The organism is Novosphingobium sp. PhB165, assembly GCF_004341845.1.
In the GTDB taxonomy this organism is placed as follows: domain Bacteria; phylum Pseudomonadota; class Alphaproteobacteria; order Sphingomonadales; family Sphingomonadaceae; genus Novosphingobium.
Map to the genome: position 1 here is coordinate 770,579 of NZ_SLVB01000001.1, position 12,743 is coordinate 783,321.

General features: G+C 63.0%; 12 protein-coding genes and 1 riboswitch. Of the genes, 7 read left to right on the top strand and 5 right to left on the bottom strand.

Features of this window, described 5'->3' with window-relative positions; genetic code table 11:
* Window positions 1–2 precede the first annotated feature (2 nt).
* A complete protein-coding gene (gene lpdA, locus EDF56_RS03740; RefSeq protein ID WP_132385361.1) occupies window positions 3–1,418 on the top strand; it encodes a dihydrolipoyl dehydrogenase in 1,416 nt (471 codons plus the stop codon).
* A gap of 85 nt (window positions 1,419–1,503) precedes the next feature.
* Here lpdA and EDF56_RS03745 read toward each other — a convergent pair whose 3' ends face one another.
* Both EDF56_RS03745 and EDF56_RS03750 read right to left on the bottom strand, forming a co-directional pair.
* Complete coding sequence (locus EDF56_RS03745) at window positions 1,504–1,812, bottom strand: PilZ domain-containing protein (RefSeq protein WP_243652364.1); 309 nt, start codon at window positions 1,810–1,812, stop codon at window positions 1,504–1,506.
* Window positions 1,813–1,906: 94 nt separating this feature from the next.
* Window positions 1,907–2,422, bottom strand: coding sequence for a GNAT family N-acetyltransferase (locus EDF56_RS03750; RefSeq protein ID WP_132385362.1), 516 nt, complete (start codon window positions 2,420–2,422; stop codon window positions 1,907–1,909).
* Between the two features lie 373 nt (window positions 2,423–2,795).
* On the opposite strand from EDF56_RS03750, the gene acs reads away from it, so the two are divergent.
* Window positions 2,796–4,745, top strand: coding sequence for an acetate--CoA ligase (acs, locus tag EDF56_RS03755; protein ID WP_132385363.1), 1,950 nt, complete (start codon window positions 2,796–2,798; stop codon window positions 4,743–4,745).
* Window positions 4,746–4,794: 49 nt separating this feature from the next.
* On the opposite strand, the gene EDF56_RS03760 is transcribed toward acs, so the two are convergent.
* Window positions 4,795–5,841, bottom strand: coding sequence for a HoxN/HupN/NixA family nickel/cobalt transporter (locus EDF56_RS03760; RefSeq protein ID WP_243652365.1), 1,047 nt, complete (start codon window positions 5,839–5,841; stop codon window positions 4,795–4,797).
* A gap of 206 nt (window positions 5,842–6,047) precedes the next feature.
* Window positions 6,048–6,290, bottom strand: a riboswitch (cobalamin riboswitch).
* 322 nt (window positions 6,291–6,612) lie between these two features.
* Here EDF56_RS03760 and EDF56_RS03765 point away from each other — a divergent pair.
* From EDF56_RS03765 to EDF56_RS03780, 4 genes are all read left to right on the top strand, one after another.
* Complete coding sequence (locus EDF56_RS03765) at window positions 6,613–7,494, top strand: class I SAM-dependent methyltransferase (protein WP_132385365.1); 882 nt, start codon at window positions 6,613–6,615, stop codon at window positions 7,492–7,494.
* A 120-nt stretch (window positions 7,495–7,614) separates the two neighbouring features.
* Entirely contained in the window at window positions 7,615–8,109 is a 495-nt protein-coding gene (locus EDF56_RS03770) for a nuclear transport factor 2 family protein (protein WP_132385366.1), read from the top strand.
* The gene (locus tag EDF56_RS03775) at window positions 8,106–8,882 is read left to right on the top strand and encodes an SDR family oxidoreductase (RefSeq protein ID WP_132385367.1); all 777 of its coding nucleotides are present in this window, start codon (window positions 8,106–8,108) and stop codon (window positions 8,880–8,882) included. Before EDF56_RS03770 ends, EDF56_RS03775 begins: the two co-directional genes overlap by 4 nt.
* Window positions 8,883–8,925: 43 nt before the next feature.
* Window positions 8,926–9,360, top strand: coding sequence for a hypothetical protein (locus tag EDF56_RS03780; RefSeq protein WP_132385368.1), 435 nt, complete (start codon window positions 8,926–8,928; stop codon window positions 9,358–9,360).
* Window positions 9,361–9,369: 9 nt separating this feature from the next.
* Here EDF56_RS03780 and EDF56_RS03785 read toward each other — a convergent pair whose 3' ends face one another.
* Window positions 9,370–10,974 (bottom strand): EAL domain-containing protein, encoded by a 1,605-nt coding sequence (locus tag EDF56_RS03785; protein ID WP_243652366.1) that lies wholly within the window; start codon window positions 10,972–10,974, stop codon window positions 9,370–9,372.
* Between the two features lie 112 nt (window positions 10,975–11,086).
* A complete protein-coding gene (locus tag EDF56_RS03790; protein WP_132385772.1) occupies window positions 11,087–12,229 on the bottom strand; it encodes a Gfo/Idh/MocA family oxidoreductase in 1,143 nt (380 codons plus the stop codon).
* A 140-nt stretch (window positions 12,230–12,369) separates the two neighbouring features.
* On the opposite strand from EDF56_RS03790, the gene EDF56_RS03795 reads away from it, so the two are divergent.
* Window positions 12,370–12,735, top strand: coding sequence for a c-type cytochrome (locus tag EDF56_RS03795; protein WP_132385773.1), 366 nt, complete (start codon window positions 12,370–12,372; stop codon window positions 12,733–12,735).
* Window positions 12,736–12,743 lie beyond the last annotated feature (8 nt).

A 12,743-nucleotide genomic window follows, 5' to 3' on the forward strand; every position in this document is an offset into this window, starting at 1 on the left:
CAGTGGCTGATACCTATGACGTCATCGTTCTCGGCTCGGGTCCCGGTGGCTATGTCGCGGCAATCCGTGCCGCACAGCTGGGCCTGAAGACCGCCATCGTCGAGCGCGAACTGCTCGGCGGCATCTGCCTCAACTGGGGCTGCATCCCGACCAAGGCGCTGCTGCGCTCGGCCGAGGTATTCCACCAGATGAAGCACGCCAAGAACTACGGTCTTTCGGCCGAGAACATCACGGCCGATCTCGATGCCGTGGTCCAGCGTTCGCGCGGCGTTGCCAAGCAGCTCAATCAGGGCGTCACGCACCTGATGAAGAAGAACAAGATCACCGTGCACATGGGCACCGGCAAGCTTGTCGCTCCGGGCAAGCTCCAGGTGACCGGCGAGAAGGGCACCGAGACCCTTGAAGCCAAGCACATCGTCATCGCCACCGGCGCCCGCGCCCGCGACCTGCCGCACGCCAAGGCTGACGGCAACCGCGTGTGGACCTACCGCCACGCGATGACGCCGAAGGAAATGCCTACCAAGCTTCTGGTCATCGGATCGGGCGCCATCGGCATCGAATTCGCCAGCTTCTACAATGACATGGGCGTTGACGTCACGGTCGTCGAGATGATGGACCGCATCGTCCCGGTCGAGGATGCCGACGTTTCGGCGTTCCTCGAAAAGCAGCTGACCAAGCAGGGCATGAAGATCATGACCAGCGCCAAGACCAGCGACATGGTCGTCGGCAAGGACAGCGTGAAGGTGACGATCACCGACAAGGCCGGCAAGGCCGAGGCGGTGGAATTCAGCCACATGATCGTCGCCATCGGCATCGTGCCGAACGTCGAGAACATCGGTCTGGAAGACCTCGGCATCGAGCCGGACAAGCGCTTCCACATCAAGACGGACGACTACGGCCGCACCAACGTCAAGGGCATCTGGGCGATCGGTGACTGCGTTGACGGTCCCTGGCTGGCCCACAAGGCAAGCCACGAAGGCGTCACTGCCGCCGAGGCGATTGCGCAGGAACTGGGCAACAAGGACGTGCATCCGCACCCGCTCGACCGTCGCAACATCCCGGGCTGCACCTACTGCCACCCGCAGATCGCCTCGGTCGGCATGACCGAAGCGAAGGCGAAGGAAGCGGGCTACGAAGTGAAGGCCGGCACCTTCCCGTTCATCGGTAACGGCAAGGCCATCGCACTGGGCGAGCCGGAAGGCTTCGTGAAGACCGTGTTCGACGCCAAGACCGGCGAACTGCTCGGCGCCCACATGATCGGCGCGGAAGTGACCGAAATGATCCAGGGCTACGTGGTCGGCAAGACGCTCGAAACCACCGAGGCGGAGCTGATGAACACTGTGTTCCCGCATCCGACCATCTCGGAGACGATGCACGAGGCAACGCTCGCCGCCTATGGCCGCGCGCTGCACATGTAAGGCTAAGCGCCGATACGGAATACGCGAAGGGCGGGCCCGCAAAGGCCCGCCCTTTTCGTTTGCTGTCGCTACTACCGGGGACCGGTCAGTTGGCGGCGGCGCGGGCGATATGTTCGAAAACAGCGGGATGGAGAGGCTCGACGAACTCGCAGCCGACCGTGGTCCCGCGCACCCAGCAAATCCGCGCACCAAGCATCTGAAGCCCCGGAATGCGGATGCGCAGAGGCATGTCGTCGCGGGTGTCGGAAAGCCATGCGATGCGGAAACCGCCCGGAGACAGATCATCCAGTCGCGCGGCCTTCCAAGGGCGCATGCCTTGCCGGACCTCGCACAGGATCGATACGCCCACGCGAGTATCGCGGTCGAGTTGGTCGAGACTCGTAACGTCTTGCAAGGCATTCTCCCCGGTGTGGGAACTGCCTTGCAAGATGCAGACTTACCAAGGAGTTAGCGGCACCGACGGTTCGCACCGAAACGGTGGAAACCTTTCAGCGGAACGTCTTGGAAAGCACCACCAGTGTCGGATCGCCCTCGAAGGTTTCGGGCGTGAAGCCCTTGTCGCGCTCCACTTCGATGGCGGCGCTGTTTTCACGGCTCTCGATCGCGATCACTCGGCGGCATCCACGCGCATCGGCCTGTTTGCCAAGGAAATCGAGCATGGCCCAGCCAATGCCCTTTCCCTTGTAGGCACTGGCAACCGAGATCGCGACTTCGGCGGTATCGAGCGCCTCGTCACAGGCCAGCACGCCCGAGGCGACCAGTTGGCCGCTCGCCTTGTCGAAGCCGATCCACGATTCGGTGCGAAACTGGTCGGCATTGACGAGCGGGGCGATCTGCTGCGCGCTCACCTTGTCGGCGGCGGCAAAGAAACGGAAACGGCGATCCTCGTCGGCCACGCGTTCGAAGAAGGCGGTAACATCGCCCTCGTCGCTTTCCTTGGCGGGGCGGACCTCCAGCTCGATGCCGGAACGGGTGGGCAGGGTAATGACGTCACTGAAAGACATGGACGAGACTCCGTCGAGAAGTGCCGGTTCCTAAGGCCGCCGGGCGGAACTTGTCCTTGATCGGGATCAGCAATCGCAATCAGGGACTTGCCTGTGACGGGACCAATCGCCGCCGCCTTCGCTGCGGCAATATCAGTGAGATAACACAAGCCACTGGCCCTGTCGCGCGCCGGGATGGAGAACCGTCCCGGAACCGGAACGGGATTTCCCCGCGTCCTTTGAAGAAGCCTTTGCGAACATGGTGCAAGGCGCGCGATCTTTGGCTAACGTCACGCCGAACGAGTGAGACGCCGACCGGATTCTCGAAGCGAGTCCAGGGCCGGCGCGAAATAGGGTTTCGCCGGATGCACTCGGCCGGAGAGGAGAATACGTCATGGCTGAGGCCATCTATCCCGTGCCTGAAGAATGGGCCCGGAACGCCCTGATCGACGCAGCGCGTTACGATGAAATGTATCAGCGCTCGATCACCGACCCTGAGGGATTCTGGCGCGACGAGGCGCAGCGGATCGACTGGATCAAGCCGTTCACCGAGGTCAAGAAAACGAGCTTCCACGAAGCCGATTTCGGCATTTCCTGGTTCTCCGACGGTACGCTCAACCTCTCCGCCAATTGCCTTGACCGTCACCTTGCCGAGCGCGGCGATGCCATTGCCATTCTCTGGGAACCGGACGACCCTAAGAACCAGGAACGCCGGATCACGTACCGCGAGTTGCATGAATCGGTCTGCCGCTTCGCCAACCTGCTCAAGGCGCGCGGCGTCAAGCGCGGGGACCGCGTGACCATCTATCTGCCGATGGTGCCCGAAGCCGCCGTTGCCATGCTCGCTTGCGCGCGCATCGGTGCGATCCACTCGATCGTCTTCGCCGGCTTTTCGCCCGACGCGCTCGCCGGCCGCATCCAGGACTGCGACAGCCGTATCGTGCTCACCAGCGACGAAGGACTGCGCGGCGGCAAGACCATCGCGCTCAAGGCCAATGTCGATGAAGCGCTGAAGGCCTGTCCGGACGTCGAGACCGTCGTCGTCCTCAGCCATACCGGCGCGGGCGTGCCGATGGTCGAGGGGCGCGATATCGATTGGGCCAGCTCGGTCGCCGCGCAGTCCGCCGATTGCGCTCCGGAAGAGATGAACGCCGAAGATCCGCTGTTCATCCTCTACACCTCGGGTTCGACCGGCAAGCCCAAGGGCGTGCTCCACACCACCGGCGGCTATTCGGTCTGGGCCTCGATGACGCATGAGTACGTCTTCGATTACCGGCCGGGCCAGATCTACTGGTGCGCGGCCGATATCGGCTGGGTCACGGGCCACTCCTACGTCGTCTACGGCCCGCTGGCCAACGGCGCGACCACGGTGATGTTCGAGGGCGTGCCCAACTTCCCCGATGCAAGCCGCTTCTGGCAGGTGGTCGACAAGTTCGGAGTCGAGATCTTCTACGGCGCCCCGACGGCACTGCGCGCACTGATGCGCGAGGGTGACGACTATGTGAAGAAAACCTCGCGCAAGCGCCTGCGCCTGCTCGGCTCGGTGGGCGAACCGATCAATCCCGAGGCGTGGGAGTGGTATCACAAGGTGGTGGGCGAGGGGCGCTGCCCGATCGTCGATACCTGGTGGCAGACCGAGACTGGCGGCGCGATGATCACGCCGCTGCCGGGCGCCACCGCGCTCAAGCCGGGTTCGGCCAGCAAGCCGATGTTCGGCGTGAAGCCGATGCTGGTCGATAACGACGGCACCGTGCTGGAAGGCGCGGCCGATGGCTGCCTGGTCATCACCGACAGCTGGCCGGGGCAGATGCGCACCGTCTGGGGCGATCACGCGCGCTTCTTCATGACCTACTTCTCGACATTCGCGGGATGCTACTTCACCGGCGACGGCTGCCGCCGCGACGAGGATGGCTATTACTGGATCACCGGCCGCATCGACGACGTGATCAACGTCTCCGGCCACCGCATGGGCACGGCCGAGATCGAATCGGCGCTCGTGGCCCATCCGGCGGTTGCCGAGGCAGCGGTCGTGGGGATGCCGCACGAGATCAAGGGGCAGGGCATCTATGCCTTCGTCACCTGCAATGCCGAAGTCGAGCCGGACGAGGCGCTGCGCAAAGAACTGATCAAGTGGGTTCGCCACGAGATCGGCCCGATCGCCACGCCGGACGTCATCCAGTTCGCGCCGGGCCTGCCCAAGACCCGCTCGGGCAAGATCATGCGCCGCATCCTGCGCAAGATCGGTGAGAACGACTTCTCGAACCTCGGCGATATCTCGACGCTTGCCGATCCCTCGGTGGTCGAGAACCTGATCGCCAACCGGCCGCAGCCGGCAACTGCATGACCGGACGCGGAGGATGCCCGGGAAAGCCCGGTGCATCCTCCGCGTGGGTTCAGCCTCCGTCGGTGGCCACCTCGATGGCGTCGAAGTCACGCCAGCGGTAAACGGCGTAGCTCAGCACCCAGCACAGCACGAACAGGCCGATAATAAGGAAGCCGAGCGTGTTGAAATGCTCGGACAGCGCGCTCACGCCGGACCAGAACCCGCCTTTCAGCCCAAACTTGTCGACCAGCAGCGCCGCCGTCTGGATCGACCCGATCACCAGCGCCACAAGGGCTGAGATCGAGGTGATCGTGATGTTGTAGTAGAGCTTGCGGATCGGCTTCACGAAAGCCCATTCGTAGGCACCGAGCATGATGACCCCGTCGGCAGTGTCGATCAGCGCCATGCCCACGGCGAAGAGCACCGGGAACACCAGCACCGTTCCGAGCGAAATGCCGTCCGCCGCGTGAGCGCCCGAAAGGCCGAGGATCGCCACTTCGGTCGCGGTATCGAAGCCCAGGCCGAACAGGAAGCCGAGCGGGGCCATGTGCCAGCTCTTGCGTACCAGACGGAACAGCGGGCGCAGGATGCGCGCCATCAGGCCGCGCCCGGCGAGCAGGATGTCCAGATCCTCCTCCGCATAAGTGCCGCCACCACGAACCTGCTGGAAGCGAGACCACACGCCGCGCAGGATCGCGAGGTTCATGATGGCGATGGCGAACAGGAAGCTGGCCGAAACGACCGTGGCGATAACCCCGCCAGACTGGCCGAATGCCTCGAAATCATCCAGCGTGCTGGCCGCCGCCGCAATCGTGGTTGCTGCGATCAGCACGATGGCCGAGTGCCCGATCGCGAACCACAGCCCGACCGTGAGCGGGCGCTGCCCGTCCTGCATCAGCTTGCGGGTAACATTATCGATCGCGGCGATGTGGTCGGCGTCCACGGCGTGGCGCATGCCAAGGCTCCAGGCGAGCACGGCGGTGCCGAGCATCACGGGATTGCCGTGGAACGCGCCGAACGCCCAGAGCCAGGTGGCGACGTTTGCGCCTACGAGCGCAGCGAAAAGCACCGCGACCCGGCGGCGCAGGCGCGGTTTGCCGGAAGGCCCCTCGGCCACCGGTGTTCGATGCGAAACAGAACTGACTTGCATTCGTGAATACCCCGTCGGCGTCAGCGACTTTCGGGGAGGGCCTCCGCGTGAACGGCCGGCCTGTGCGCCGGACGGACGCCGTCCAGCGCCCGGCACGCATGCCGGTGCGGCCCTCGCCGCACGTGCGTCGCTCAGACGGAGTTACCGTGCCACGGCCATCCCCTGGGCCAGGGCAAGAGCGACCAGACGCCGGCAGGTCTCCTGGCTTGCGGGTCAAGGCCTCGATGCACGGCCTTCCCAGGCCCCGCATGACTTAGCGTCCGGCCCAGTGGCTGCGGCAAGGGCGCCTTGCCCTGCCGCGATGTGCATCGCGCTCGCCGCTTACAGTTGCAGGGACAGCCTCGGTTTCGGACGCAAGGTCCTCACCGCGTTCCCTTTTAAGCCCCTTTCGGGACACCGGCGCGATCAGTGCCGAGACCCTGAAAGCGTCTCGACGGTCGCTTTGGTAGTCTCGGCGGTGCATCAGGGCAAGAGCGCTTCACGAGCCGGAACCGCCTTCGCATTTCGGCGCCCGGACCTAATGGGATCGCGATTTTTCCCGATCGGAAGGTGATTTTATGAGCGTAAAAATGATCTGCACTCTACAGTAGGCAATTACTGCGAGTGAAATCATTAAGAGTCGATGGTGAATCCGGCTGAATTTCATGTGAAATAATATTCTCCACGAGATGGTGGATCATATATTTCTGACTCACAGTAGCGACACTTGAATAGGAGAGGCATTTCGGGAGGCTTCCGATGCTCGAGGGTGCAAGAAACGAGCTTTTTTCAGAACTTATCGCAACTTGTGACGGGATGCTGGCGCCGGCCGTCTATGCGCGCATCTACGAAACCGCCCAACGCGGCGGTCAGATCGTCGAAGTCGGCACGGCCATGGGGGCGGCCACGGTCGCACTCGCGCTGGGTCTGCGACATTCGGGCAAATCCGGCCATGTGTTCACGTTCGATCCGATGACCGGCGGCCCGAGGCGGTCGTTGAACTCGCCAGGGAAACGCATCGCGCGGATTGAGGCCAATCTGGCGCGCTACGGCGTCCAGGATCTGGTCACGGTTACACCATCCGATCTGCGAAGCGGGCTTTCGGTTCTCCCGGACGACCAGACCGTTTCCGTCCTGATGCTCGACGCCGATGGGCGGATCGATCGCGATCTGGAAACGCTTGAGCAGCGGCTTGCGCCCGGTTGCTCCATGATAATCGACGATATCGCCGATCAGGTGCGGGTGAAGCGTCAGGGCGCAACGTACCGCATAGACAGCAAGATGCGCCTGTCATGGTTGCTGTTCAACAAGCTCACCGAGTCGGGAAAGCTCAGCGCCGGACAACAGCTGGTGGACACCTACTTCGGTGAAGTCATCGCCGACGCGAACAGTATCATCGACCGCGACGATACGCTTGAGGCCTATCGACAGCTCGTTTTTCAGACCGCTTCGACCAATCGCCTGCAACGGCTTCGTTCCTATCTCCTGGAGCAGGGGCAGGAGGTCGCACCCGATTTCGTGGCGAAATGCCGAAGGTTTTACCGGCGCATCAAATACCGCCGGCTTGCCGCCTCGTCCGAAATGAATGCCGCCGAAGAATCTTCACCGGGCGGTTCCGGCGGAGAGCAGGTGGCCGCGTGACCCTCCCACATCCGGCCATGGGCGATCGCGCGTAAAGGCTTTTCAGATCCATCCTGTTGCGTAAGCTGTCATCGAACCGGGCACCAAAAGACCGGACGCAAACCATAAGGACTGTCAGGGATGGATGTCGAAGCGCGCTTGGCGGCGCTGGAAGAGCGCTGCCGCAAGGCCGAGGATCATCTGGAGATCCTCAATCTGCTGAACACTTACGGTCCTTTGGTGGATAGCGGCACAGCACGGCCTGCGGGCGATTTGTGGGTCGAGGGCGGCGGCTACAACTTCACTTTGCCCGATGGCGGCACTCTGCGCCTTTCGGCGCCTGACGAAATCGCCGACATGTATGCGTGGGAAGGCCATCTCGAACTGGTCAAGACCGGCTGCGCGCACCTCACGGCGACGCCGAAGATCAGCGTGCATGGCGATAAGGCCGAAGCGGTCGGCTATTCGGTCGTGATCCTTCGCGAAGATGACCGTTGGTTTCTTTGGCGCGCGGCGGTCAATCACTGGACTCTGGAACGCGGCGTGCAGGGCTGGCGTATCGTCGAGCGCTTCAACCGCGCGCTCGACGGTTCGGCGGAGAGCCACGAGACCATGCGCAAGGTGGCCACGATATGAGCCGCTTCGAAGGAAAAGTCGCGATCATTACTGGCGCGAGCACCGGGCTCGGCCCGGTCATGGCGAAGATGATGGCGCAGGAAGGTGCCCGGCTGGTTCTGGCGGCCCGGCGGCTTGAGCTGGTGGAGGAGGTTGCCGCCGCAATCGGCGCGGACGCTGTGGCGGTGCGCGCCGATGTTACCGTGGAGGAGGACGTCGCAGCCATGGTCGAGGCGGCAATGATCCGCTGGGGTCAGGTCGACGTGATGATGAACAACGCGGCCGTCCCCGGTGTCGACAAGTGGATCTGGGAGCAAACGGTCGACAACTTCCTCGACACATACAGGGTCGATTGCATGGCCGCGATGCTGTGCACGCGCGAGGTGCTGAACCGTTCGATGCTGGAACGGCGGACGGGCTCCATCGTCAATTTTTCGTCCAGCGCGGGGTGGGACGGCATGGCGCGCAAGAGCCACTATTCCGCTGCCAAAGGCGCACTGCGCATTCTCACCAAGACGATTGCCCGCGAGGTGGGCGAATTCGGCATCCGCTGCAATTGCGTGGTGCCCGGCGCCATCGGCACCGACCTCATGATCAACTACATGAAGCGGATCGCCGATGAGCAGGGGAAGAGCTTCGAGGACGTCGAGGCCGGTCTGGTCGCGGGCGTGCCGCTGAAGACCTTCTCCACGCCTGACGATGTGGCGCGAATGGCGCTGTTCCTCGCCTCTGACGAGGCGCGCACGGTGACCGGGCAGTCGATCAACGTCGATGGCGGACTGGTGATGTCCTGACGCGTAATTATTCTGGGAAATCCATAAAATCGGGAGAGGGTACATGGCGAACGAGATGCCGAAATCGACGGATTTCACCGGCCTCACGCAAAAGGTCATCGCCTATAGCGAAGAGTTCGCGGGCATCGTCGAGAAAGCGAAGTCCGGGCCGCTGGAAGCCTCGGACTGGGCCGGGATCGAGGCGCTCGTCAATGTCGACGCCTATGAACGCATGGGCGTGTTTCTGGGCCCTCAGGCCGAAGTGATCGATTGGCCGAAGTACAAGTACTATGTCTCGCAATATGCGGCGGGCAGCTCCTGGGAAGGAACCTTGCGCCATGTCACCGAACAGGCGAACCGCGTGATCCTGGAACTGGAGGAGCGCAATTCGCGTGACGGGGTAACGGACGTGTCGAACACGGTGACGATTTACGAATTCGATGACGCGCAGAAGCTTCGCCATCTGGATGTCTATGTGATGCCGCTTGGAAAGCGCTGAATTCTCCGATCAGCCCGCGATGCCCCGGAATTCCGGCGATGGGGCATCTGCGTTCGTACGCTCATAATATCGCAGGAAATCGGCGGCCGGGAGCGCCTGCGAATAGAGCCAGCCTTGCGCGAATTCGACACCGGCGCTGCGGAGGTAGGCCTCCTGCTCCAGCGTCTCCACGCCTTCAGCGATGATCTTGAAATTCAGGCCGTGGGCCATATCGATGATGTGCGGGATGACGGCGCTGGTGGCAGCGGATTTTCCGATTGCCCGGATGAAAGACTTGTCCACCTTCAGGGCGTCAAGTGGGAGCAGTTCCAGCAACGAGAGGCTGGAATAGCCCGTGCCGAAGTCATCGATCGCAACCGGATGCCCCTGCGCCCTTGCGATTTCCAGTGTCGCGCGCGCGGCCGCCGCATTCATGAAGCCGCGCTCGGTCGCCTCCAGCCAGATCTGCTCGGGCGCGACGTTCGTGCGGGCAAGGGCCGTCGTCAGGATCGGAAGGAAACGCCCGCTCTGCATGTCGGCCGAAGAAATGTTGATGGCGATATGAACGTTGCGCTTGCGGCGCAGCATTTCCGCCAGATCCTCCACGACGCAAGCGATCATGAGGTCGGTGAGCGGTTCGATCAGGTCGTTGCGTTCCGCAAGCGGTATGAAAAGGTCCGGCAGCACACACGATCCGTCCGCCCGCTCCCACCGTAGCAGCGCTTCGGCACCGACGCAGAGACCTGTCGAAAGCTCGATGATCGGCTGGTAGCAGACCCGGAATTCGCGCCGCTTGATGGCGATCGCAATCTCACGCTCCAGCGAAAGCCGTTGGCGCGACAGCCATACCACAAGGCACACGAGATGCGCGGAAACCGCCAGACCTATCGGGACCAGCAGCCACAGTTCCCGATCTACGCGCGTTTCGACGAGTGAATGGTCGGTGATCGCAAAAGCGCGAAAATTCCTGTCCTGGCTCGAAGCATAGACAAGCGCTCCCGATCGGCCGAAACCGCCGGTTCGCGCGATCCGGTGCGCTAAAGGCAGACCCGCGGTCCCGTTGATCGCTACCAGCTTTCCGTCCAGCGTGGCGATCCCCAGCGTCATGGCCGTGTCCGTCAGGACATCGACAAGCCGCTCAGGCCGCATCAGGACATTGTAGTCGCCGTGGGCGAGCACCAGAGTGGGAGCGCCACCCGTGATTTTGGGCCTCACGTTCAGGTAGAGGCCGAAACCATCGGGCAACATGGCATCGGGCGTGCCCTTCGCGATGTCCTTCGTCACCATCCCCCAGCTTGTGCAGGCAAGCTTGCCGTCGATGAAGTATCCGACTTCGTCAACCGTACGGGTGTCTACGGTGACCTGACGCATGCGCGCGATGTGGTCGGGCGAACACCCCCTCCAGTTTTCCGCCTCAAGCTTGCGGAAGGCCGCCTTGGTATAGGCCAGTTGCCGACCGGCCCGCATGAGCGTCCAATTGCTGTATTCGAGGCGATGCTCCTGCTCGGCCGCGCTGGCTCGATATCGCGCATAGGCCGCAATCCCGGCCAGCGGCACCACGGCCGCCAGCACAGCGAGGAAACCAGCGAAAAATACGACCCATCGGCGATACATGAGCAGCGAGATGTCCAGCAATTCAGCACATTATATGTGCGATTGTGCGCACAGCGCATGAATTGCCCGCTCAAAGTGACATCCGCGACCGAAAAGGGGGCTGATTGACACGGCATCGCCTGACCGAAGCAGGTCAGCCCGATGGGAGAGGCCCAACCGCAAGTTCCGTCCATTTCTCCTCGGACGCGGAATTGGCGATAACGCTTTCGACGAAAGCCATGGTCCTGAGCCCCGCCTCGATCGATGGGAACCAGTCATCCACCCCCGGCACTGCCGCGCTGTTCGATATTCGGGCGGCAAAAGCGCGGTAGAGGTTGGCGAACGCTTCGATATAGCCCTCGGGGTGTCCGGCGGGCGTACGGAGCCGGAGGAGGGTGGATTCCGCCAGCCCCGGACCACCGGAACGGAGCGTCTCGGCCGGGCGGTCCAGCCACCGCAGGGTCAGCGTATTGGGCTCCATCTGCGTCCATTCCAGACCACCGTGTTCGCCGTGAATGCGCAGCTTCAGGCCGTTCTCGTCCCCTGCCGCGACTTGCGTTGCCTTCAGCGTTCCGCGCGCGCCGCCGTCCAGACGAAGCAGGACACTGACATCGTCGTCCAGCCGCCGTTCCGGAACGTGAGTCGTCAGGTCCGCGCAGAGTTCCCGGACATGCAGGCCCGAAACATGCTCCGCCAGATGGAAGGCATGGGTGCCGATATCGCCAAGGCATCCGCCCAATCCGGCGCGGGCAGGGTCCGTGCGCCACTCCGCCTGCTTGTTGCCTTCCCGGTCGATGGCCTGACTGAGCCAGCCTTGCGAGTATTCGACCTGCACCAGCCGGATCTTGCCGAAGTCTCCCCGCGATACGCGCACGCGGGCCTCTTCCACCAAGGGATAGCCGCTATAGGTAAAGGCCAGACCAAAATGACGGCCGGATCGCGCCGCCGCCTGCGCGATCAGGCGGGACTGTTCCAGATCGAGCGCCATCGGCTTTTCGCAAAACACGTGAAATCCTGCGTCCAGCGCGGCGATCGCCATGGGGGCGTGAAGATGGTTCGGCGTCACTATGGATATGGCATCGACCCGTTCTCCCTCCGGCAAAGCAGCTTCCGCCGTGAGCAGCGCATCGAGCGAGTTATATGTCCGGGCAGGTTCGATCCCCAGCGTTTCGCCGGAGCGACGATTGCGCTCGGGATCGCTGCTGAACGTGCCGGCGACAAGCCGCCAGCGTCCGTCGAGCGCGGCTGCGGCGCGGTGGATAGCACCGATAAAAGCGCCTTCGCCGCCTCCGGCCATGGCCAGACGCAAGGTCCGTGTGCTCACCTCTCTCCTCCTTTTTTCGCTTTGTCCCAGCCCCATAATTCTGGCCTTGATCTGATATGATTTACCGGTAAACGTTAGGCAACAATAAATAAGACGGAGAGTCGAGGATGCGCATGACAGCAAACCTCAGCCTGACACCGGTTGCCGCAGTCGCGGCGATGCTGTTTGCCGCGCCGGTCATGGCCCAAACAGCGCCTTCGGCCTTTAACGCCTGCCGTGCCTGCCACAGCGTGGAGAGCGACGGAAAGAGCGGCATTGGTCCCAACCTGCATGGCGTTGTGGGCCGTCCGGCGGCATCGCTTCCCGGCTTCGGCTATTCGCCCGCGCTCCGGAGTTCCAAACTGCGTTGGGACGATCAGAGCCTGGACGATTTTCTGGCCGCGCCGTCGAAGAAGGTTCCCGGTACGCGCATGCCGATTTCCACGCCGGATCCGGCCAAGCGCGCGGCGATCATCGCCTATCTCAAAAGCCTGAAGTGAAGGCGCGG